The organism is Dyadobacter soli (assembly GCF_900101885.1).
Classification (GTDB): Bacteria; Bacteroidota; Bacteroidia; order Cytophagales; family Spirosomataceae; genus Dyadobacter; species Dyadobacter soli.
In genome coordinates, this window is record NZ_FNAN01000005.1 from 424,344 (window position 1) to 446,470 (window position 22,127).

At 50.0% G+C, this 22,127-nt stretch carries 23 protein-coding genes; 13 read left to right on the forward strand and 10 right to left on the reverse strand.

What is annotated here, in order from left to right; all coding sequences use genetic code 11:
* The first annotated feature begins 6 nt into the window (after window positions 1–6).
* Window positions 7–1,002, forward strand: coding sequence for a GNAT family N-acetyltransferase (locus BLQ88_RS10215; RefSeq protein WP_090148923.1), 996 nt, complete (start codon window positions 7–9; stop codon window positions 1,000–1,002).
* On the opposite strand, the gene BLQ88_RS10220 is transcribed toward BLQ88_RS10215, so the two are convergent.
* Window positions 977–1,783 (reverse strand): DUF3108 domain-containing protein, encoded by an 807-nt coding sequence (locus BLQ88_RS10220; protein ID WP_090148925.1) that lies wholly within the window; start codon window positions 1,781–1,783, stop codon window positions 977–979. The genes BLQ88_RS10215 and BLQ88_RS10220 overlap by 26 nt on opposite strands.
* Window positions 1,784–1,793: 10 nt before the next feature.
* Window positions 1,794–2,831, reverse strand: a complete 1,038-nt coding sequence (locus tag BLQ88_RS10225) for an aminopeptidase (RefSeq protein ID WP_090148927.1) — start codon at window positions 2,829–2,831, stop codon at window positions 1,794–1,796.
* A 260-nt stretch (window positions 2,832–3,091) separates the two neighbouring features.
* Between BLQ88_RS10225 and recA the strand changes: the two genes are divergently transcribed.
* Complete coding sequence (gene recA / locus BLQ88_RS10230) at window positions 3,092–4,159, forward strand: recombinase RecA (protein WP_090148928.1); 1,068 nt, start codon at window positions 3,092–3,094, stop codon at window positions 4,157–4,159.
* A gap of 87 nt (window positions 4,160–4,246) precedes the next feature.
* Here recA and BLQ88_RS10235 read toward each other — a convergent pair whose 3' ends face one another.
* The 6 genes from BLQ88_RS10235 to BLQ88_RS10260 all read right to left on the reverse strand — a co-directional run bounded on the left by BLQ88_RS10235 (window position 4,247) and on the right by BLQ88_RS10260 (window position 11,391).
* On the reverse strand, window positions 4,247–5,782 hold the full coding sequence (locus BLQ88_RS10235) for a P-loop NTPase family protein (RefSeq protein WP_090148930.1): 1,536 nt from the start codon (window positions 5,780–5,782) through the stop codon (window positions 4,247–4,249).
* Window positions 5,783–5,797: 15 nt separating this feature from the next.
* A complete protein-coding gene (gene rny / locus BLQ88_RS10240; protein WP_090148932.1) occupies window positions 5,798–7,369 on the reverse strand; it encodes a ribonuclease Y in 1,572 nt (523 codons plus the stop codon).
* A gap of 122 nt (window positions 7,370–7,491) precedes the next feature.
* On the reverse strand, window positions 7,492–7,803 hold the full coding sequence (gene zapA / locus BLQ88_RS10245) for a cell division protein ZapA (RefSeq protein WP_090148933.1): 312 nt from the start codon (window positions 7,801–7,803) through the stop codon (window positions 7,492–7,494).
* Window positions 7,800–8,144, reverse strand: coding sequence for a hypothetical protein (locus BLQ88_RS10250; protein WP_090148935.1), 345 nt, complete (start codon window positions 8,142–8,144; stop codon window positions 7,800–7,802). Before BLQ88_RS10250 ends, zapA begins: the two co-directional genes overlap by 4 nt.
* Before the next feature lie 41 nt (window positions 8,145–8,185).
* Window positions 8,186–10,615, reverse strand: coding sequence for a phenylalanine--tRNA ligase subunit beta (pheT, locus tag BLQ88_RS10255; RefSeq protein WP_090148936.1), 2,430 nt, complete (start codon window positions 10,613–10,615; stop codon window positions 8,186–8,188).
* 122 nt (window positions 10,616–10,737) lie between these two features.
* Window positions 10,738–11,391, reverse strand: coding sequence for a DUF1684 domain-containing protein (locus BLQ88_RS10260; RefSeq protein WP_229212650.1), 654 nt, complete (start codon window positions 11,389–11,391; stop codon window positions 10,738–10,740).
* 187 nt (window positions 11,392–11,578) lie between these two features.
* On the opposite strand from BLQ88_RS10260, the gene BLQ88_RS10265 reads away from it, so the two are divergent.
* Both BLQ88_RS10265 and BLQ88_RS10270 read left to right on the forward strand, forming a co-directional pair.
* A complete protein-coding gene (locus tag BLQ88_RS10265; protein ID WP_090148939.1) occupies window positions 11,579–11,956 on the forward strand; it encodes a response regulator in 378 nt (125 codons plus the stop codon).
* Between the two features lie 7 nt (window positions 11,957–11,963).
* Window positions 11,964–12,725: an MBL fold metallo-hydrolase gene (locus BLQ88_RS10270; protein WP_090148941.1), complete on the forward strand. Its 762-nt coding sequence runs from the start codon at window positions 11,964–11,966 to the stop codon at window positions 12,723–12,725.
* A 2-nt stretch (window positions 12,726–12,727) separates the two neighbouring features.
* On the opposite strand, the gene BLQ88_RS10275 is transcribed toward BLQ88_RS10270, so the two are convergent.
* Both BLQ88_RS10275 and BLQ88_RS10280 read right to left on the reverse strand, forming a co-directional pair.
* On the reverse strand, window positions 12,728–13,420 hold the full coding sequence (locus tag BLQ88_RS10275; RefSeq protein ID WP_090148943.1) for a molybdopterin-dependent oxidoreductase: 693 nt from the start codon (window positions 13,418–13,420) through the stop codon (window positions 12,728–12,730).
* A gap of 12 nt (window positions 13,421–13,432) precedes the next feature.
* Window positions 13,433–14,659, reverse strand: a complete 1,227-nt coding sequence (locus BLQ88_RS10280) for a DUF819 family protein (protein WP_090148945.1) — start codon at window positions 14,657–14,659, stop codon at window positions 13,433–13,435.
* A gap of 147 nt (window positions 14,660–14,806) precedes the next feature.
* On the opposite strand from BLQ88_RS10280, the gene BLQ88_RS10285 reads away from it, so the two are divergent.
* From BLQ88_RS10285 to BLQ88_RS37140, 9 genes are all read left to right on the forward strand, one after another.
* Window positions 14,807–15,211 carry a DUF3052 domain-containing protein gene (locus BLQ88_RS10285; RefSeq protein WP_229212651.1) on the forward strand — a complete coding sequence of 135 codons (405 nt, stop codon included), beginning with the start codon at window positions 14,807–14,809 and terminating at the stop codon, window positions 15,209–15,211.
* Between the two features lie 14 nt (window positions 15,212–15,225).
* Window positions 15,226–16,278: a WG repeat-containing protein gene (locus BLQ88_RS10290; protein WP_090148946.1), complete on the forward strand. Its 1,053-nt coding sequence runs from the start codon at window positions 15,226–15,228 to the stop codon at window positions 16,276–16,278.
* A gap of 126 nt (window positions 16,279–16,404) precedes the next feature.
* Window positions 16,405–16,917 (forward strand): DinB family protein, encoded by a 513-nt coding sequence (locus BLQ88_RS10295; RefSeq protein WP_090148948.1) that lies wholly within the window; start codon window positions 16,405–16,407, stop codon window positions 16,915–16,917.
* Window positions 16,918–17,004: 87 nt separating this feature from the next.
* Window positions 17,005–17,496 carry a (2Fe-2S)-binding protein gene (locus BLQ88_RS10300; RefSeq protein WP_090148949.1) on the forward strand — a complete coding sequence of 164 codons (492 nt, stop codon included), beginning with the start codon at window positions 17,005–17,007 and terminating at the stop codon, window positions 17,494–17,496.
* A gap of 32 nt (window positions 17,497–17,528) precedes the next feature.
* Window positions 17,529–19,691, forward strand: a complete 2,163-nt coding sequence (locus BLQ88_RS10305; protein ID WP_090148951.1) for a xanthine dehydrogenase family protein molybdopterin-binding subunit — start codon at window positions 17,529–17,531, stop codon at window positions 19,689–19,691.
* A 2-nt stretch (window positions 19,692–19,693) separates the two neighbouring features.
* Entirely contained in the window at window positions 19,694–20,047 is a 354-nt protein-coding gene (locus BLQ88_RS10310; protein WP_090148952.1) for a TfoX/Sxy family protein, read from the forward strand.
* Complete coding sequence (locus BLQ88_RS10315) at window positions 20,047–20,535, forward strand: YdeI/OmpD-associated family protein (RefSeq protein WP_090148953.1); 489 nt, start codon at window positions 20,047–20,049, stop codon at window positions 20,533–20,535. The genes BLQ88_RS10310 and BLQ88_RS10315 overlap by 1 nt, the downstream gene beginning before the upstream one ends.
* 110 nt (window positions 20,536–20,645) lie before the next feature.
* On the forward strand, window positions 20,646–21,929 hold the full coding sequence (locus tag BLQ88_RS10320) for an IS1182 family transposase (RefSeq protein ID WP_229212652.1): 1,284 nt from the start codon (window positions 20,646–20,648) through the stop codon (window positions 21,927–21,929).
* Window positions 21,893–22,127 (forward strand): transposase (locus tag BLQ88_RS37140; RefSeq protein WP_229212653.1); only part of this gene is annotated, 235 nt, incomplete at its 3' end. The genes BLQ88_RS10320 and BLQ88_RS37140, both read left to right, overlap by 37 nt.

The following is a 22,127-nucleotide window of genomic DNA, read 5'->3' on the forward strand; positions in this document are numbered from 1 at the left end:
AACACCATGTTACTGAAACCGATCCTTCTTACCCGTGCGCAGATTGATGCGCAAACCTGGGACAATCAAATTCATCAAAGTCAGCAATGCGTCATTTACGCATTAAGCTGGTACCTCGATATCGTTTGCGAGCAATGGGAAGCCCTCGTGTGGCCATCCGCTAGCGATTTCTCGATGGTAATGCCGCTGCCAGTCAGGCGTAAGTTTGGCAGTCGCGTGCTCTACCAGCCGCTTTTCTGCCAGTACTTGGGCATTTTTTCAAAAAATAACATCAGTACGGAGCAATGCGGGGCATTTATGGAAGCGCTCGCAGGGCGGTTTGCATACGTTTCCTGCTATTCCCTTAATCCGGAGAATTTTACAGCTATTCATAGCATCGGGCACCGTTTGAGTGGTTTTAAATGGGAGGTATTTCAAACGCATTGGCTGGATTTGCAGCGTCCCTACCGGGCGCTTCTGGCGGGCTATTCCAAAGACCGGAAGCTTAACCTGAAACGGGGCGCGAGGATGCATTGGAAAATCACCCGATCGGAGGATTTGGAGCCATTAATAGCGCTTTTTGAAGAGAATCATGCGCGGTGCATTGGGAGGATCAAAGCGAATGCTTACCCAACGTTGAGGAGGCTTGGAGAGAAATGCATTCAAAACGGAAACGGACGTCTCATGTATGCGCGCACGGGCGCTTATGTACACGCAGGCATCATGCTCGTACATTATCGCGGGAGAACGATTTACCTGTTTAATGCGGCGGACGATGCAGGCCGTAAGGGAAATGCCAGGGCGGTCATGTTGGATCGGTATTTCCAGGCAAATGCGGGTTCAGAGTCGGTATTTGATTTTGAAAGTCCTTCGAAGCAATCCATTGCGGGTTACTATTCCGTTTTCGGAGCAGTTGCAATGCCTGTTTATAGTATCAGGAGAAATGCATTGCCGTTCCCGCTCCGTCAAATTCAGCAGTTTCGTAAATGGCTGCTGATCAAAACCAGGCAATATCCTTTTTAAGCCCTTTATAAGATTTTAAATCCATTTCCAGTGAACCGATTTTAAGGTCTACCTCGGCTTTTAAAGGGATTTTGTTGGAATCGTCGGAAATCCAGAGCGCCATTGGCTCCTCGCCTTTGAAGAATTTGTTGGTAGGAATCTGCGGGGAGAGGCGAAGCACCTTGCTTTTACCAAACTTGGTCTTGATCACATCCCTGCCCACATAACGTACGCGCAGCTTGTAAACCTCGCCATCGAAGAAAGTAGGCACTTCGATGATCTCACCTTCTCGGACCTTGTCAAAATTGATGGTACGGAGGAAAAAATAGCCGCTGATGATGTCGTGAATGTTGTTCGGGACATTGTAGGTTTTGCTCTCCTGTTTTACGTTCGATACCGCCTGATCCTTGTTGTGGTTGAAATACACCGTTTCATCCTTGCGGTATTTGTTTTCCTGGATCTGCCGTTCGAACATATGCGGAAGAATGGCCGTCGTGTCGATGTAAGAGCGCCAGGTGTCGCGAACGCGGGATATGAGGTCGAATGCGCCTACCGTACGGCCCATAACGTTCACTCGGTAGCACGGCCTGTTGTTGATCATCGAAACGGCCTTGCCCACCTCCACCTTCGCTTCGGCGGCATTGATGAAGCCGTAATGCACCCGGTATTCGACACGCTCGCCGGTGCCGAAGCTCTTGTTATGGACTACGCGGTCCATTTCCGCGCTCTCATCGAACTGGCGGAAAGAGAGCAGCAATGCTAATGTAGAAATGGCTAATAGTAATGTGTACGATCGTTTCATGCTGTTAACGTTACAGGGACGGGTATTTGCCCTTTAAATAGTTCAGGTATCGCTTCAAATCCCCTCCAAACTTTTGTTCATATTCCTGCCTGAAAGTGTCCTGTTTCGACTTGTAGGTCAGGTAGCTGATAAAGTAAGCATTATTAGGAAGTTTTCCGTCGGGCCAGCGGGTTTTGTTTGTTAACGTACGCTTGCCGGAAAGAAGTGTATCCGTGTCGCTGACGATATCGGTGATCATTTTCATCTTCAATGAGTCCTTTTTCGGGCTCGGAGTTGTATTCGCTCCAAATGTTTTATAAAGACTATCCAAACGGCCCGCACCCCTAAGCATATGCTGCGAATAGGCGTCATTGTAGCGTTTGGAATACTCATACTGCCGCATTTGCTCCGATTCGGCGCCGTATTTGTATTTCAAAAACCGGATCGCGCCCTGGTCGCCTACAAAACTGGCAAGGTTTTCATTGAGTTCCAGGTTGTTTTTTACAAAAAGCGTACCATGTGTAAGCTCGTGCAATATCAGGTTGGCGAGGCTGCCATCGCGCCGGCGGAGCATGCTCGACAGGATGGGGTCTTTGAGATAACCTAATGTCGACCAAGCCGAAACTTCTCCAATGTCGGTATCTAACCCATTGTCGATCAGTGTCTTTTCTTCCGCCACGGCGCGTGTCGAATCGAAGTAACCTTTATAGGGAAACGTGCCTACGATCGGGAAATGCCACTGGTGCGGCTCGACTTTATACCTTGGCGACGCCGTGATGAGCCAAATGAGCGGCCGGCCGTGTTGATTGTAGAACGTGGTATAATTATCCGACGGCGTCAGTCCCAGCGAGTCCACACCGAATTTTTTAATCTCTTCGATGAGGCGTATCCTCGCTTTGAGGGAATCGGGAAACGTTTTACTCGCCAGCACATCTTCGACGTCCTCCACCTGCGTGAGAATACCCATTTGACCTTTGGCCTGTAAGAAGCCGTAAGTGAGTACCTCCCGGTGCCAGATGCCGAGCAACAATACGATGACCAGGAGGGTAAGCAATATTTTTTTGATCACAATTTCAATGTTAAGTAGGTACTCCGCGGCCGTTAAATAAGCTGATCTGACCGCTTGGGTATCGGTAATTTTTCTTCCTCTTTATAAACGCCCGAAAATGCGAAAATTTCGTGAAAAATTAAGTTTTAAGGCAAATTAGCGGTTGTTGTTTTAGTGGAAATTAGCTATTTTTACAAAACAATAAAGACCCATTTACGAGCGGTTTTTGTCCTGCAAAAGCCGCTTTTTTATGTACCAACCAAATTACTGTTACCATTTTTATGGCACAAGCAACAACAGATAAAGACAACAAACTAAAAGCGTTACAGACCACGCTCGAAAAGCTCGACAAGGCTTATGGAAAAGGTACTGTGATGCGTCTGAGCGACACTAAAGTATTAGATATTCCGGTGATTTCGACCGGTTCACTGGGTCTTGACCTTGCGCTCGGCGTGGGCGGTGTGCCCCGCGGCCGTATCGTGGAGATCTACGGACCTGAATCGTCGGGTAAAACCACCTTGTCGATGCACTGCATTGCCGAGGCGCAGAAAAAAGGCGGCCTGGCAGCATTCATCGACGCCGAGCACGCATTTGACAGATCTTATGCTGAAAAGCTCGGTATCGACACCAGCAACCTCCTCATTTCACAACCCGACAACGGTGAGCAGGCACTCGAAATCGCCGAGCACCTGATCAGCTCCGGAGCGGTTGACATTATCGTGATCGACTCCGTGGCGGCATTGGTACCACGCGCCGAGCTCGAAGGCGAAATGGGTGAAAGCAAAATGGGTTTGCAGGCGCGTTTGATGTCACAAGCGCTGCGTAAGCTGACCGGTGTGATCAACAAAACAGGATGCTGCTGTATCTTCATCAACCAGCTTCGCGAGAAGATCGGTGTGATGTTCGGTAACCCTGAGACAACGACCGGTGGTAATGCATTGAAATATTACGCATCCGTGCGTTTGGATATCCGTCGTGTGGGCCAGATCAAGGAAAGCGCCGACGCGATCCTCGGTAACCGTACCCGCGTGAAGGTTGTTAAAAATAAAGTAGCACCTCCATTCAAAGTGGTGGAATTCGATATCATGTATGGCGAAGGCGTTTCCAAAGTAGGGGAGATCATCGACCTTGCTGTTGAGCTCGACATCGTGAAGAAATCGGGTTCATGGTTCAGCTACGAAGGCAACCGCCTCGGACAAGGCCGCGACGCTGTGAAAGCGCTTATCAAAGACAATCCCGAGCTGATGGACGAGCTGGAAGGCAAGATCCGCGGTCTGGTGAATACCGATCCTGATTCATTGATCGATACCAGCGAGCCTAATGTAGCTGACGACGGTTCTCCGGAATAATCTTTTAAGGTTAATCAAACAAAAATGCCCTGTCTTTCGAGCAGGGCATTTTTGTTGGTATCTATTTGATCTAACCAATTCTAAAACTTAGAAAGGCTTACGATCATCGTCGTCGTCCTCATCGAAGTCGTAATCATCTTCGCCGGGGCCGGAGAACATGCTGCTTACCAGGTCCTGGAACTTCATGCCCTGGTCGAGCGCCTGCTTGCCTACGAGCGAGAATTCGGCCATGCCGTGCAAGGCAAATTCCATCATGAAAAGCTTTTCTTCCGCATCGCCATAAGCAGAGAGCATATCCACGAAATCGTCCAGGCCGTCGATGGTTTTCAGCCGCGCGATGTACTCGCGGTCGGTCATGTCAGCGGGCATTTCCATTTCGTTACCGGCGCCAAACCATTCCACCACTTTCGCGTAAGGATTGATCTTGCTCTTTTTGCTTTTTTCAGGATCCGGGAAGAAGTTCAGAAACTGCGTGCGGATAGCTTTACCGATCAGGTTCTGCGCCACGATTACCGGACCTTCCACTTCGCCTTCATATACTAGCTCAACCTTGCCGCAAATTGCCGAAACGACGCCGTAAAGGTCAGAAATGCGCACGTAAGTCGATTCTTCACCGTTAATCAGTGCTCTTCTTTCCGCGGTACTCAAAAGGCTTTCATAAGCGGAAATCGTGAGACGTGCCGAAACACCACTTTTGGCATCTACATATTCACTCTCACGCGCCTCGAATGCCACTTGCTCGATCAATGTTTTAACCAGCTCATTGACGCGTACCAAACCCTTTTGTTCCGGTTTTACAACCGCTTCCTGCTCGGTAATGCGCTTGCCGGTTTCGATCGTTTTCGGGTAGTGCGTCACAATCTGGCTTTCGATCCGGTCTTTGAGCGGCGTTACAATGCTTCCGCGGTTGGTGTAATCCTCCGGGTTAGCTGTGAACACGAACTGGATATCGAGCGGTAAACGCAGTTTGAAACCACGGATCTGAATATCGCCTTCCTGCAAGATATTGAACAATGCCACCTGGATACGCGCCTGCAAGTCGGGCAACTCGTTGATCACGAAAATACCGCGGTGGGAGCGGGGAATAAGCCCGAAGTGGATCACGCGCTCGTCCGAATAAGGCAATTTCAATGTCGCCGCTTTGATAGGGTCCACATCGCCGATCAAATCTGCAACCGAAACATCCGGCGTTGCCAGCTTCTCGGTATAGCGCTCGTCGCGGTGCAGCCAGGCTATTTCCGCATTGTCGCCCTCATCGGCCAGCACATCCTTGGCATAGCGCGAAAGCGGCGCCAAAGGGTCGTCGTGCAGCTCCGAATTTTTAATGTAAGGTATATATTCGTCGAGCAGGTTGACCATCATCCGCGCAATACGCGTCTTGGCCTGCCCGCGAAGGCCCAGGAAGTTGATGTTATGCATCGAAAGAATAGCCCTTTCCACATCGGGAATGACCGTCTCCTCATAACCCCAGATGCCCGGGAAGACATTCTCCTTGTTCCTGATCTTTTCAATCAGGTTATCTCTCAGCTCCTGCTTGATAGAACGCGACTGATAACCTGCTTTTTTTAGTTCTCCGAGCGTTCGGATTCCCAGTTCTGTGCTTGTCAGCTTTGAGTAAGTCATGTATAAAATAGTGGATTAACGCGCGTAAGCCACCGAACGCATCTCGCGGATCACCGTGATCTTGATCTGGCCGGGGTACTGCATTTCTTTTTCAATTTTCTGCGAGATATCGAACGACAGCAAGCCCGCTTTTTCGTCGGATACATTGTCGGCGTCGATGATCACGCGCAGCTCGCGGCCCGCCTGGATCGCGTAGCATTTCTCAACACCGTCAAACGACAGCGCAAGGTTTTCGAGGTCGCGGAGGCGCTGGATGTACGATTCCATCATTTCGCGGCGTGCGCCCGGACGTGAACCTGAAATAGCGTCACAAACCTGGATAACCGGCGAAAGGATAGAAGTCATCTCGATCTCGTCGTGGTGCGCGCCGATTGCGTTGCAAACCTCGGGGTTCTCTTTGTATTTCTTGGCCAATTCCATACCCAGGATCGCGTGCGGCAGATCCGATTCTTCCGGCCAAACCTTACCAATATCGTGGAGCAAGCCGGCACGTTTCGCCAGTTTGGTATTCAAGCCGAGTTCCGCAGCCATGGTAGCACACAATTTGGCCACTTCGCGGGAGTGTTGGAGCAGGTTTTGTCCGTAAGACGAGCGGAAACGCATCCGGCCGATCATTTTTACCAATTCAGGGTGCAAGCCGTGGATACCCATGTCGATCACCGTTCTTTCACCGATTTCGACGATTTCGTCCTCAATATTCTTGCGTGTTTTAGCCACTACCTCTTCAATGCGGGCAGGGTGGATACGTCCGTCCTGCACCAAACGGTGCAATGAGAGACGTGCAATTTCCCTTCTTACCGGGTCGAAACCGGAGATAACGATCGCTTCCGGGGTATCATCCACAATAATTTCCACACCGGTAGCCGCTTCCAAAGCACGGATGTTCCGTCCCTCGCGACCGATGATTTTACCTTTGATATCGTCGTTTTCAATGTTGAATACCGACACGCAGTTTTCGATCGCGTGCTCGGCGGCGGTGCGCTGGATGGTTTCAATCACGATCTTCTTCGCCTCTTTGGTGGCGGTCAGACGCGCTTCTTCCATGGCGCTTTTGATATAGGACCCTGCGCGGGTTTCCGCTTCCGCTTTCAATGCGTCCACGAGTTGTTCTCGGGCTTGCTCTGCGGTGAGATTGGCGATTTTTTCCAGCTGGGTAACTTGCTGTTGCAGGGATTTCTCTGCTTCTTCACGGCGTTTGGTAGCCGCTTCCAGTTGGGAATTGAGGTTATTTTTGAGGCTATCGAGCTCGTTTTCCTTGCGCTTGGTCTGTTCCATGCTCTGGTTCAGGCTTTGCTCGCGCTGTTTCAGTTTCTGCTCGTTGCTTTGGAGAATGCTGCGTTTTTTATTGGCGTCGTCTTCGAATTCCGATTTCAAACGGAGGTACTTTTCTTTCGCTTCGAGAATGCGGTCTTTCTTGATGTTTTCGGCGGCTACCTCGGCATTCCGGAGAATTTCAGCTGCACGGTCCTGGGCCTCTTTTTCCTTTGCGTCGAATGATCGCTGAAAGATGTACTTACCTGCAAAAATACCCACCCCAATGGCGATGATATCAGACAGGATGACGATGAAATACAATGAATTAGACATTTCAATAATGGTTATATATAGTTGGTTTTACCGACTACACCCGCGTTGAAATGCCGAAAATGGAAGAAATTGAAAGTATATTTTTGCAGATACTGTAAAAATCAAAGGGTTAGGTATGGGTGTCAGCTTTCAATGGCGCTGGCGAGCGTTTCGTCCAGTTTTTCCACTCTACTTTTAAAAGCTGCTACCAGGTCGTCCATTTCTTCCTGGTTCCGTTGCAATGCCACCAGGCATTCGATAGAGGTCAATGCAATGGCCTCTATGTCACCGTATACTTTCCCTTTTAATTTATGCTGTTGCACACGCTGCATGAACACCTCATACCCATCCCTGTAAAATTTCTCCTGATCCGCCGGAACGCTCAGTTTGAAACCTCTGTCCAGCAGTTTTATAAAGACAGAAACGTCTGGATTAGGTATGCTATTTTTTTTCATAAGGTATCTTCAAGCAATTCGATGCACTTATCGATCTCCTGGATATATCTTTCAACTGATTCTTTCAGCTCGGCAATTGCGCCTGTTGGTGTCAGTTTACTAGTGACAAGTTTAGCGAAACTTTTAGACTTATTAAAGTCTTTTTCTAAAGAGGTGTATTTTTTCCTTATTTCTTTCGATTCTTCCGTGAGCCTCGTATTGGCGGCCCTGAGCTCCGCGTTTTCACGCTGGAGCTCTGAGATCGACCAGTTTAGTTTCTCTTTATGATTGATCAGGATTTCGAGTTTTTTCTCGACGTCGGACAGTTTGTGTTCGATAATACGTTCAGTGGTCCTCTCCATTTTCCTCAACTGAAAAAATCCGACAATGAAAAAACTGTGTTTTACTTTCTGATCACCGCTTCAAATTCCCTTTCGTAGGTAGCAATCAATCGCTGCATGGTTTTGTCGATCACCTTGTCGGTAAGCGTCTGCTGCTCATCCTGCAAAATGAAGCTGATCGAGTACGATTTTTTGCCTTCCAGGTTAGCGCCTTCGTAAACATCGAACACGTTTACGGCACGAAGCAGGTTGCGCTCGGTTTTGTAAGCGGCCTGGCGAAGTTCTTCGAAAGTAACTTTCTTGTTCAGCACCACGGAAAGGTCGCGGCGTACTTCCGGGAACTTCGGTACTTCGGTATAAGCCACCGCGGCGCTGTATTGGCGGAGCAGGTATTCCCAATCGAAATCGGCATAATAAACCGGCGCTTTGATGTCCAGCTTTTTGGCAATGGCCGCATTCAGCAAACCAAAGGATACAACCGGTTTTTTATTGGCAAATAATGTAAGCCCGCTTTTGAAAATGGCATTGTCCGCTTCCTGTTTCTGCACATCCCTGATTTTCATCGAAGTCAAAACCTGGTTCACGAATGCAGCCAGGTCATGGAAAACCACTTCGCGTGACTTTTCGAACCAACTTTCCTGGGTGATATTACCCGTTAGGAATACTGAAAGGCGCTCTTTTTCAATGTATTTGCCGTCGATTTCGTGATAGGTTTTGCCAAATTCGAATACTTTCAAATCCTTCTGGCGGCGGTTGCTGTTGTAGGCGATCACTTCCAGGCCGGAGAAAAGCAGCGTCTGGCGCATGACCGAAAGGTCTTCGCTCAAATAGTTCAGGATTTTAATCGGGTTACCCGCAAGCGCTTCGCCCAATGTAGCCTGGTACTCCGGTTTGGTCAACGAGTTGTTGATCATTTCATTGAAACCATTGCCTACCAAAAGTTCCGACACGCGCAGTTTCAGCTTTTCAGGATCGTTAACCGGGAAATCCGAGAGGTAATCCGAGCTCAATGCGTCCGAAAGCTCTACCTGGCCGAAGCCGTAAATGCGCAGAACCTCTTCAATCACATCGGCCTCACGCTGCACGTCTACGCGGTAAGGCGGCACGATCGCCGTAAAACCGGTTTCTGTTTCCTCGGTAACCTTAATATCCAGGCTTTCCAGAATGCTTTTGATCAGGTCTTTTTCAAGTCCCTTGCCGATCAGCCGGTCGATGTTTTTATACTTCATATTTACCTTGAAATCCGCGATCGGCTCAGGGTAAATGTCGATAATGTCGGATGAAATGCTGCCGCCGGCTATTTCCTGGATCAGCAACGCAGCCCTTTTCAATGCGAAAAGCGGCATATTCGGGTCGGTACCACGTTCGAAACGGAACGACGAATCGGTTTTCAATGCGAAACGCTGCGCGGTCCTGCGTACCCACACGGGCGAGAAGTAGGCCGATTCCAGGAAAATCGAAGTAGTCGTTTCGGTAACGCCGGATGTCAATCCGCCGAAAACACCGGCAATGCACATCGGCTCGGGGTTCCCGTCGACGCCTTCGCTGCAAATTATCAGGTCGTTCGCAGAGATTTTACGCTCTACGCCGTCCAAAGTCACGAATGGCGTGTTCTCGGCAACGGTCGTAACAATCACTTTCTTGCCTAAAACCTTATCCGCATCGAATGCATGCATCGGCTGGCCGAGCTCGTGGCAGATATAATTGGTAATGTCGACGATATTATTGATCGCGCGGATGCCGATCGTTTGCAGGCGCTGCTTCAACCATTCCGGCGATTCGGCGACTGTAATGCCCGAAATCGTCAGACCGGTGTAGCGAGGGCAGGCCTCGGAGTTGCGAACTTCTACCGGAATCGGCAAAGTTTGATTATCTACTTTAAATGCCTCCACCGATGGCAACGTGATCTCGCGCTTCAAAACCGCTTTCAAATCACGTGCGACGCCATAATGCGAAGCCGCGTCCGCGCGGTTAGGCGTAAGACCGATCTCGATCAGGTAATCGGAGGAAATGCCGAAATATTCAGCGGCAGGCGTGCCGTTAGGTAGGTCGGTATCGAGTACGAGAATGCCGTCGTGCGACGTTCCAACACCGAGCTCGTCTTCTGCGCAAATCATCCCTTCGGATAATGCACCCCGGATTTTGGATTTTTTCAAAACCAGCGGCTGGTCGCTGCCGGTCGGATGTAATGTAGCGCCCACGGTCGCGACGATCACTTTCTGGCCCGCAGCCACATTCGCTGCGCCGCAAACGATGGATAGGGGCGTTTCGCCGCCTACATCAACGGTCGTAAGACTCAGCCGGTCGGCTTCCGGGTGCTTTTCACGCGTCAGTACTTCACCGATCACCACGCCCTGCAAGCCGCCTTTTATCGATTCGATCTCTTCAATACCTTCGACTTCCAGCCCGGTACCCGTTAGCAAACGGTCGATTTCCTCGGGTGTTTCGTTTAGTTCAATTAAATCTTTAAGCCACTTATAAGAGATCTTCATGCGAATGCTTTAATAACAATAAAAAATCAGGCGCGGGAAATGGAGCCTGTTTGCAAAATTAATGATTTAGTTTGAACGGCATTCGGCCAGATTGCGCCGCGTGCGTGTTTTTTATCAGGCTATCACTCCTCGTGCGTAGCTTCTTCGGTTACTTCGCCTGCGTGAATGGCGACTGTCAATGTATTTTCGGCAGGCGGTACCGGGCAGGCGTAGCTTTCCTGGTAGGCACAATAGGGGTTATACGCCTTGTTGAAGTCGAGCACGATGGTGTTGTTCTTGATCTGATCCGCCGGATAATCGAGGTATCGGCCGCCTCCGTAAGTCTCCTTGCCGCTGGTACCATCGCGGAAAAGGACCGAAATAGTGCCTTCATTCTTTAATAACAGTAGTTTTTGAGGCTGACCTTCGACGCTGAAATTGGCGTAGCCGTATTTTTCATATTTCTCGCTCGTGCCGTCAGTATATTTCACGATTACCTCCTTATCGTCCTGCATATAAGGCGAAATATTGGCCTTGATGCGGAAACCGAGGTTGGGTTCGAAATAATGCAGGCCGTGAAATGCTTCCTTGTCCTTGATCGGCGAGTCGTCGCCGGATTTGAACTGCTCGTCTTTGGCGGTACGTTCTTCGAGGATCTTGGTTTTATAGGCTGCCGGGTTGGCTGCGATGGCATCGTCGGAGCTGCTTGCGCCGCCCAGGTTTTCAATAATGAAGTAAGCAAGGATCGCAATGAACATGGCGATCGTGCTGTATCGGATCACTTTATTTTTGAACATAACAAGGATTATTGGGTAATCGGACTGCAAACTTACACCCGATCGCGCGCTTTGAAAAAGTATGGGAGGTTTATTTACTTTTTTGGAATAATTTTGAAACTTCGCGACCATCGGGTTTGCGATGTTGGTTGAAATATATCTAAATTGACCTGGGAAAAAACTTTAAACACAATACCTGCCCCATTGTATGTCATACACAAAACGAGTACTCATTGCCGAAGACAGTTCAGTTATTCAAAACCTGGCGAGGAAGATTCTTGAATTTCAGCATTATGAAATCACTTCCGTGAAAAACGGCGAACAAGTGCTTCAACTGCTTGAAAAAGAGGATTTTGATATCATTTTGCTCGATATCAATATGCCTGTGATGGATGGAATGGAATGTGCAAGAAGCATCCGCAAATTGTCCGACGAGAAGAAAGCGAAAACGCCGATCGTAGCAATTACGGGCAATGCCAAAAATTATTCAGACGAAGATTTCAAAGAAGCAGGATTTGACGATGCGCTGATGAAGCCATTGAATTTCGACCGCCTGGTTGAAGTGGTGGCGCATCTGACAGAATAAACACCTGATGAGGATTACATTTTTAGGAACCGGCACATCGCAGGGAATACCCGTTATTGCCTGCGAATGTGTCGTTTGCCGTTCTAATGACCAGCATGACAAGCGTTTACGCACTTCCGTGTGGATTCAGGCCCACGGCAAATCGTTCGTCATCGATACCGGCCCCGACTTCCGGCAGCAAATGCTCCGCGCCAATGTGAAGGACCTGGACGCCGCTATTTTCACCCACCAGCATAAGGACCATACCGCCGGCCTGGACGACATCCGTGCATTCAACCACCGCCAGCAAATGGATATTCCGCTGTACGGCAGGCAGGAGGTGTTGAACCAGATCAAAACGGAGTTCGCCTACGCATTTGCTGAAAAGCGCTATCCCGGCGTACCGCATTTCTCTTTACATCCCATTGAGAACGAACCGTTTGAAGTAGAGGGCGTAAATATCATCCCTATCGAGGTAATGCACCATAAGCTGCCCGTTTATGGTTACCGCATCGGCGATTTTACCTACATTACCGACGCGAACTATATTTCCGAAGAAGAGCAGGAGAAGATCAAAGGCTCGCGCGTGCTCGTGCTCGATACGCTTCAAAAAGAGCCGCACCTTTCGCATTTCACACTTTCACAAGCGCTGGAATTGATCGATAAACTGAATGTGCCGGAGGCTTACCTGACGCACATCAGCCACAAGCTCGGCCTGCACGCAGTCGTAGAAAGCGAATTGCCGCCGCACGTCCATCTGGCGTACGACGGGCTTGTGCTGGATTTGTGAAATTAGCTGTACCGGTCGTTCCTCCACGGGTAAGCCGTATTGGAATACCCTCTCAACTCCCAGAATCCTAATTGGTTTTTAGGTAAAAACTGAATGCGGCTGATCCATTTACTGCCTTTCCAGGCGTAAAGCTGCGGCGTGATCATGCGTACCGGGCCGCCGTGGTCGCGTTCGAGCGGTTTGCCGTCGGCGGTGTGGACGAGCAGCACATCCTCTTTCAATGCTTCTTCCAGCGAAAGGTTGGTCGTGTATTTATCGTAACCGTGGCAAAGCACGTGCGTCGCGGTCGGTTTGGGCATGACCAATGCGGCAATATCGGCCAGGCGCACGCCTAACCACGGCACATCCATGCGTGACCATGTGGTTACACAATGAAAGTCACTGACGTCGTTCGTTTGGGGCAATGCCATGAACTCCTGCCAGGACAATGTAACCGGCGATTCCACCTCTCCGTCAATCACCAGCTTCCATTTGCTAAGTGGTACATCGGGTTTAAAACCGAGGTCGAGCACCGGCCATTTGACGGTCCTGGTCTGGCCTACGGGTAGTTGGGGCATTCCATGGCGGTTTGCCGCGCCGCTTCCCATGGGCCGGGTATCGGAAACGGACGGCGTTTCCGCCATTTGCTGCTCGAAGCGGGCTTTCAATTTCATCCGCGCTTCGACGATCTTATCGAGTTTGCTATTGTCTTCCATGTGATCCGATGTTTAGGTGCTGATCCATTGCATCATTAAAGCAGTCAGATACCCTCCATAAGTTCCGATCGCGTAACCTAAAATTGCGAGCAGCACGCCCACGGGTGCGAGCGACGGATGAAATGCCGCCGCCACTACCGACGCCGAAGCGGAGCCGCCGACATTTGCCTGGCTGCCTACCGCCAGGAAGAAGAAAGGTATTTTAAGCCATTTGCAAGCAACAATGAGGATAATGCCGTGGATGGAGATCCATATTAGTCCAATGGCAAACAAACCCGGATTGTCGGCAACAGCGCCGAGATCCATTTGCATCCCAATGGTTGCAACCAGCACATAGAGAAACACCGAGCCTAATCTTGATGCACCGTAATATTCCAGTTTGCGTACGGGCGTGAGCGAGAGGAGTATTCCTATTAATGTAGCAATGCTGATGACCCAGAAGAAGTTGGAAGTCAGACTGTACTTTTCAAGCGCAGGGTAATTTTGAGCTAAAAACGGGGTAATTACTTCTGCCAAACCATGCGCAATACCTGTTGCGCCGAAACCCGCGGCGGCCAGGAAAATGTAATCGCGGAGCATCGGGTTTTGTTCGTTTGCCTTTTGATCGGAATCTAAATGCTCCTTCGCTTCCTGCACCGTGCGGCTGTCCGCGCCCAGGAACGCGTCCACACGTGAGGCGATGCCGGCGCCGTAGATCAATGCAGCCATCCAGAGCTCGGCTATGAGCACATCCACGGCGACCATTTGCGAGAACAATGCATCGCTGGGATGGAACACCTCGCGTAATGCGGTCTGATTGGCCCCACCGCCGATCCAGCTGCCGGCAATCGTCGCTAATCCCCGCCAGACAGCGTCGGCCCCTTCGCCTGCAACCGTAGCCGGGCTGACCGTCCCGACGACCCACAATGCCACCGGCCCGCCGATCATAATGCCCGCGGTGCCGATCAACATCGCTGCCAATGCTTTCGGGCCGAGCCGCGTCAGCGACTTCCAGTCCATCCCGACCGTAAAAAGCACAAGGCACGCGGGTAGGAAGTATTTGGAAACGACCGGGTAGAGCTGCGAAGTGACGCCGTTGATAATGCCGAGCGAGTTGAGCAGACCGGGTATGAAGTAGCACAGCAACAGCGGCGGGATGATATTGTAAAACCGTTTCCAGCCGGGCTGCGAAGCCGTGTAGAAAATTCCGGCCAGGATAAGCATTAAGAGTCCGAGCACTACGGCGTCGTTGGTAATCATGCGTCAGAGTAGGAATAAGGGAAAGGTTAATGGGTAAAAATAGGTGAAATGTACCGGAAATGCATTCATGCAAGACTTTTGGAAAATGATGCTTGTGTCTGAAATGACAGATTTGTACATTACAATTATATATCATTTACTTATATTATGGCTGAACAGGCAGGCTATTCCAATGCGGGTCTCGTCAAAAAGCTGGGTATCAAACCGGGCTTTAAAATCAGGCTTATCGACCCGCCGGAGCATTACTTTGACTTGCTGGAAGGGATTCCTGCCGATACCGGGTTCTTCGAAGAGCCGGAACAAGGAGTCGATTTCATCCACTATTTCACCCGAGACGCCACGGAGTTGGAAACGATGTTGCCTGCATTGAGAACTGAGATTGTTTCAAATGGTATGATCTGGGTTTCGTGGCCCAAAAAGGCATCCAAAGTACCGACTGATGTTACCGAGGATGTGATCCGTAATCTCGCACTATCGATTGGCCTGGTAGATGTGAAAGTGTGCGCGGTAGACGCCGGTTTGGTCGGGTTTGAAGTTGGTGATCAGGGTTAAAGATCGATAGGGATATGTTTAAGATACCAAAGAAATATTTGTGGCTGATATTGCTGGGAAATCTGGCGTGTAGTGGGCTGGCGCGACGGAAAGATGAAAAACGCCGTGATTTGAACGTCAAAGCAAGTATCACCGCAGTTATGGACACGACCGACGGCACTAAATATCTCCACTACTACAAATTGGCCAATGGTCAGGTGGTCGGGCAGGACAGTATCTATGCATTTGACGCGATCTTTGACTGCGAAAGCGATGGGAAAATCCGTTTTCACGACCGGATTACGGATAAAGTAGGCTTTTTTGACAACAATGGCAGGGTTGTGGTGCCGGCCGTTTACAATGACGCTAGCAGGTTTCAAAACGGCATGGCGATGGTGATTAAGGATGCCAAACGGGTAGGCTGGGATGGGGAGGATTGTGAAAAGGGCGATTGCGAGCATTGGTCATGGGAAGGTGGTAGTATGCTTCTGATCAACGCACGAAATGAAGTGCTGGTTGACAAGTTTGAAATGGAAGGGTATTCGGTAATCAACTGGTATTCTTTGCAAATGATGGATATTCCCGGGGACACCAGTCTGTATCGCTCGGTCAAAGGCAGGGGCGAGAAATGGTATGTATTTGTGGATTATGAAAAGGAGTTCGATAGATGGTTCCGGGAAGAATATCTGGCCGCGTCGCAAGATCCTGCTAAACTGCGCGAATTCGCGCACGACTCATTGGTCAATTCGTTGCCCGAATATGAAGAATGGGTGCGGATGTCGGGGGATGAGTTTATACAAAAATGTGGTAATCGTTTGACCTCCCGATTGCAACCGATCCGCGATCGCACAATCCGGATTTTTACAGGCCTGACCATGTTTGGTCTAAATCCCTACATTCACACAGGCCCATCGTTTGAGCCTTTTTTCGACGGATGCATTCCGGGAGACGCCGGGCGCTATCCTGCATTCGATGTCACTTCGAATTTTATGGACAAAAGTGGCAAGCTCGAATACCAGGAACAATACTCCTTCCTGCGGACCGATAACGGCTACAAACTAATAGGTGTTTCCTGGCGTAATCCCTAGCGAAACACGTTTTTTAGAAGTTAACAAAAAATAAATACTACAAATAGCGATCCTTGCCGCGCCGGATGTTGTTGTCGGAAACGGAGCCAATCCGTTTTTAACCACCAAACATCCATAACCTTCACCATGAATACGCAGGACGAAACCACAGCCCTGAAAGCGGCCAGAGAAGTATTTGTTAAAATGGTAGTTTCCAACTGGGAGCTGCAAAACCAGCGCCTGAATGGCTGGCTGGCCAAATTGCCGGAAGAACGTTTAGCCGAGCCTGTCGCCGAAGGCAAAAACCGCGCGGTATACCTGCTGGGGCATTTGATCGCAGTGAACGACGGTATGATTTCGCTCCTGGGCCTTGGCGAGCGCCTTTACCCCGAGCTCGATGCGCTTTTCGTGCAAAATCCCGACCGTACATTCGACGAAATTCCCTCAGTAGCGGACCTGAAAGCCAAATGGGCCAACCTGAATGCGGTGCTGACCGGCTACTTCGCCGAACTCGATCCGGAAGAATGGTTCCGCAAGCATAATGCGATCTCCGATGAGGACTTTGCGCGAGAACCGCATCGTAACAAGCTTAATATATTGATTAACAGGACTAATCATGAAGCTTACCATCTTGGCCAGCTTATTTTTCTGAAAGCCTGAGATCGCTTTTAGAATGTTGTAAAAGTCAGGGAATTTGTAATATTTTACAGATTATTCACCACTCCATCAATCTCCATCACCATCACCATGGCTGTATACAATCTATCATTGAATGGCAAAAAGGTGAAAGTCGATGTAGAACCCGATATGCCGCTGCTTTGGGTAATACGCGACTTTGCCGATTTGAAAGGGACCAAATTCGGGTGCGGAATGGCGCTGTGCGGCGCCTGCACGATCCACCTGAACGGTCAGCCGGCACGGGCCTGCCAGACACCGGTTTCGAGTGTCGGGAAAAACGATAAAATCACTACGATCGAAGGCATTGGCGAAGGCAAAATGAGCATTATCCAGAAGGCCTGGATAGAAGAACAGGTGCCGCAATGCGGTTACTGCCAGTCGGGGCAGATCATGTCGGCGGCGGCGCTGCTCAAATCCAACCCGACGCCGTCGGATGCGGATATCGACGCGGCTATGAGCGGCAATTTGTGCCGTTGCGGTACTTACGACCGGATCAGGAAGGCGATACATCGCGCGTCGGCCGAAATGAAGGTAGCCGACAAAGGGATCGGTCAGCGCTAATGCCCATTCATCAACCTTAGCCACAGAAAACATTGGAAAATACACAAACATCACGGCGCGACTTCCTGAAAGCCGCCGGATTTACGTCGCTGGGCCTGGCCGTCGGGATTTCGGGTTTTACGAAGGACGCTTCCCTGAAAAAGATCGCCCCGGCCGTATTGAAGCTGGAAATCAATCCATTCATCATTATCGATACCACCGGTAATATCACACTCGTGAACCCGCGCCCGGACATGGGCCAGGGCTCGACGCAGGCTGTGCCCTCATTGCTGGCCGAGGAACTCGAAGTAAGCCTCGAAAAAGTGCTGATCGTGCAAAGCGACGGCATGGGCAAATACGGCAGCCAGACATCCGGCGGCAGCAGTTCCGTTCGTGAGCTCTGGATGCCCATCCGCAAAGCCGGCGCAGCCGCACGCGAAATGCTCACCACCACCGCAGCCAAAAGGTGGAACCTTCCCGCAGCCGAATGCGTGGCCGAGGACGGGAAAATATGGCATAAGGCAAGCGGAAAGAGCCTTTCTTACGGAGAACTGGCCGACGATGCCTCAAAACTCGAAATCCCGAAAGAGCCAAAGCTCAAAGAACCGAAGGATTTCAAAATCATTGGAAAATATAACAAACGGCTGGATGTTCCGGAGCGCGTAACCGGCAAGGCGGTTTACGGGATCGATGTGGACGTGCCGGGTATGGTGTATGCGGCTATCGTGCATTCACCGATGATCCACGGCAAGGTAGCGTCGATCGACGATTCGGAAACAAAAAAGGTGAAGGGTGTTTTGAAGGTGATGAAAACCGAGCGCACCATGCCGCACCGTACTTCCGAGGCTGTGGCGGTGGTTGCTACCAACTGGTGGGCCGCGTTGAAAGGCAAGCGGGCACTGAAAGTGAATTGGGACAATGGTGATTATGCCAAAACAGTGAATACCGCAGGCTACTTCGCCGCTACTTATGAAGCTGCGAAGAAGGAAGGGGTGAATTTTGAAGAAAAAGGCGACTTCACGGTGAAATATGCGAACGCGAAGGACAAGCTGGAATCCCATTACGAAACGCCGTTCCTCGCGCACGCGCCTATCGAGCCCGAGAACGCGGTGGTGCATGTGAAGGACGATGGAAATGTGGAAATATGGGCGCCTATTCAGGGACCCGACTGGGCATTGCGGGATGTTTGCGGGTATTTGAAAGTGAAACCCGAGCAGGTGAAAATCAACGTCACGTTGCTAGGCGGCGCATTCGGGCGCAAAGCTTACCACGACTTCCTGCTCGAAGCGTGCCACATTTCGAAAGAGTTGAAAAAGCCTGTGAAGGTAATCTGGACGCGGGAAGACGACATTACCCAAGGCCCGTACCGCCCCGGAATGCTGAGCCACATGCAGGGATTTGTGGAAGATGGTAAAATTACCGGTTTCCATCACCACGCTATCGGTGAATCCATTGTAGGACAAGTTTTCAAGGGATTGAAAGACGACGAAGCCGACCCGTGGCTGAGCGAGGAAATCAGTACCGGAAATAACAAATACCAGTTTGCAACTGCTTCCAAAGTGAGCTGGACGAATGTTAAAACGGATATTCCGGTCGTTTGGTGGCGCTCCGTTTATGCTTCGAACTTCGGCTGGGGACAGGAATGCTTCATCGACGAGCTGGCGCATCTGGCCAAAAAGGACCCGCTGAAAGCACGCCTGGAAATCCTGCCCGACGACCGCTTCAAAAAAGTACTGGATACGCTGGCCGAAAAGGCGAACTGGGACGAGAAGCTTCCGGAAGGCAGCGGCAGGGGAATTGCGGTATTCAAATCTTTCGGCAGTATTTCGGCATGTTGCATTACCGTTTCTAAAAAGGATACCGGCGTTAAAATCGATAAGGTTGTATCGGTGATCGATTGCGGTTATTATGTAAACCCGGACAATGTGAAGGCGCAAACCGAAGGAAACATCGTAATGGGTATCACCGCGGCGATTAAGGACGGTATCACTTTCACGAACGGCATTTGTGACCAGACCAACTACCATCAGTTTAATGTAATGCGGCTCAACGAGGCACCGCCCATGGAAATCCACATCGTCGACAGCGGTGCGGTTCCGGGAGGGGTGGGAGAGCCGGGCCTTCCGCCGATAGCGCCTGCATTAGGCAATGCGATATTTGCGGCAACCGGCAAGCGTCTGAGAAAACTGCCTTTCGACATTAACAACATCGCCTAGACATGGCTTACGACGAACGGGTAGCCAATCGGATTCGTGAAGCGCTTGCCGGCCGGGACCTGGCCGGCAAGCCGTTGGAAGAGATAACAATGTTCCAGGGACTCGCTTTTATGGTGGACGAGAAACTATGCATTTGCGTCCGGAATGATGTGTTGCTATGCCGGGTCGGTCCGGAGGAGTACGGGAAAGCCCTGGAAATGAACGGCGTCGAGCCGATGGTAATGAACGGGCGCACGGCGATCGGGTACGTGTATGTAAATCCGGACGCCTATGCTTCCCGGGAGGCTTTCGATTCCTGGATTAACAAGTGTTTGGCATTCAATGAATTCGCCAAGTCGTCCAAAAAGAAGAAGTAATGGCGGAGTTGTTGGTAGAAAAAAGATATCAGCTGCAAAGAATGGCCGGCAAGGGCGGCTGGACTTACGTGGTGATTTCTGAAATACGGCAGGACATCGAAAAGAAGGCCGGAATGGTGAAGGTTAAGGGCCGGATCGACGATTACGAGTTGATAGGCTATAACCTGATGCCGATGGCCACCGGGCAACTTTTCCTGCCCGTCAAGGCTGAAATACGGAAGAAAATCAAGAAAGAAGAAGGCGACTGGGTGACGGTCGTACTCTATGCCGATGAATCAGGACTGGCTATTCCGGAAGAACTGCTCGACTGCCTCAAAGACGAACCAAAAGCATACGCCAACTTCCAAAAACTCGCCGAAGGCTCCCAGAAAGAATACCGCGACTGGGTGTATTCAGCCAAAAAGGACGAAACCAAAGTAGCCCGCATCGCAAAAATGATCGATATGCTGCTGAGCGGAAAGCGATTGACGGGCGACAAGCCGATTTAGATTAGTATTAAAACTGAAGAGGGTGTCTCAAAAAGGCACCTTCTTTGTTTTAAAAGCTTTGGCTGATTTTCTGCGATTGATTATCTTTAGGTATTAGCAATCCAGGATCGATGGCCCGACGACAACCTACCTTCAAGCCTTATCATCAGCAACAATTAATGCTGCTTCCTCCAAGTTTAGACGAGTTAATCCCCAAAGACCATGCTTGCCGGGTGATCAACGATGTGATCAATAGCATCAGTTTGGAGCCTCTTCATGCAGCCTATCACACGATCGGGTCTTCAAGTTATCACCCACAGATGCTTCTGAAAGTGCTCGTTTACGGCTATGTGAGCAACATCTATTCAAGCCGTAAACTGGAAGCAGCTTGCAAGGAGAGCATTTACTTCATCGGGGCCGCCCGGCGGTTTTTGAGCTCGATGAGCTATCCTGACCATAATACGATCAACCGGTTTAGAGGGGTTCGTTTGAAGGATGCATTGCGGAAAATTTTTGAAGAAGTGGTGCTATTACTTGCCCAGGAAGGTCTGTTGAGCATTGAAGAGGTCTATACCGATGGGACTAAAATCGAAGCGAATGCCAATAAATATACTTTTGTCTGGCGGAACGCGATTGCTACTAATAAGGAAAAGATCAAGAAACAGTTAGCCCATATCTGGGAATATGCCCAGAGCGTGGCCACGGCCGAAGATAGCCTTCCCGACCCGCCCGACTTCACTACGATCAGCAAGGAAAAGGTCCAGGACACAGTTGATAAGCTTAATCAGGTGTTGGGCAAAAAGGAGAATATTGACAAGAAGATGAAGGCTAAACTGGGTTATGTGACCAAGCATTACCCGTCCAATATTGCCCGCTATGAGCAGCAGGAGGCTATTTTAGGTGACCGGAACAGTTATAGCAAGACCGACCCTGACGCCACGTTTATGAGGTTGAAAGAAGATCATATGCGTAATGGCCAATTGAAGCCAGCCTACAATGTGCAGATATCGACCTCTAACCAGTTCATTGTAAATTATTCCTTACATTCTAATCCCACTGACACGAATACATTGGCTGGGCATCTTGACCAATATGAAAACAGCTTTGGCAGTTCGCTAAAATCAATAACGGCTGACGCCGGGTACGGATCGGAAGAGAACTATACGCTATTGGAAGAGAAGCAAATCGCTGCTTATGTTAAGTATGGACTCTTTGACAAGCGGCAGCATAACAGCTTTAACAAAAAGCATCCGTTCAGTGCCGACAAGCTCCACTATAATCTCCAGGGCGATCATTATATCTGTCCGATGGGCCAGAAGATGCGATACATTGGCAACAAGATCAGCAGAACTACAACCGGCTTGTTCAAAGTGCCCGGATGTACAAAGCTATTAACTGCGGTAAATGTCCTTTGAACGGCACCTGTCATAAATCCAAAGGCGACAGGGTTATTCAGGTCAATGTTAATCTGGAAAGGCAAAAACAGCAGGCCGACCAGCTACTGAAAAGTGAAGAAGGGATCCAAAAACGAAAAAGGCGATGCTTCGATGTCGAACCTGTCTTCGGTAACATAAAGCACAACCACAACTTTCGCCGGTTCATGCTCCGTGGCA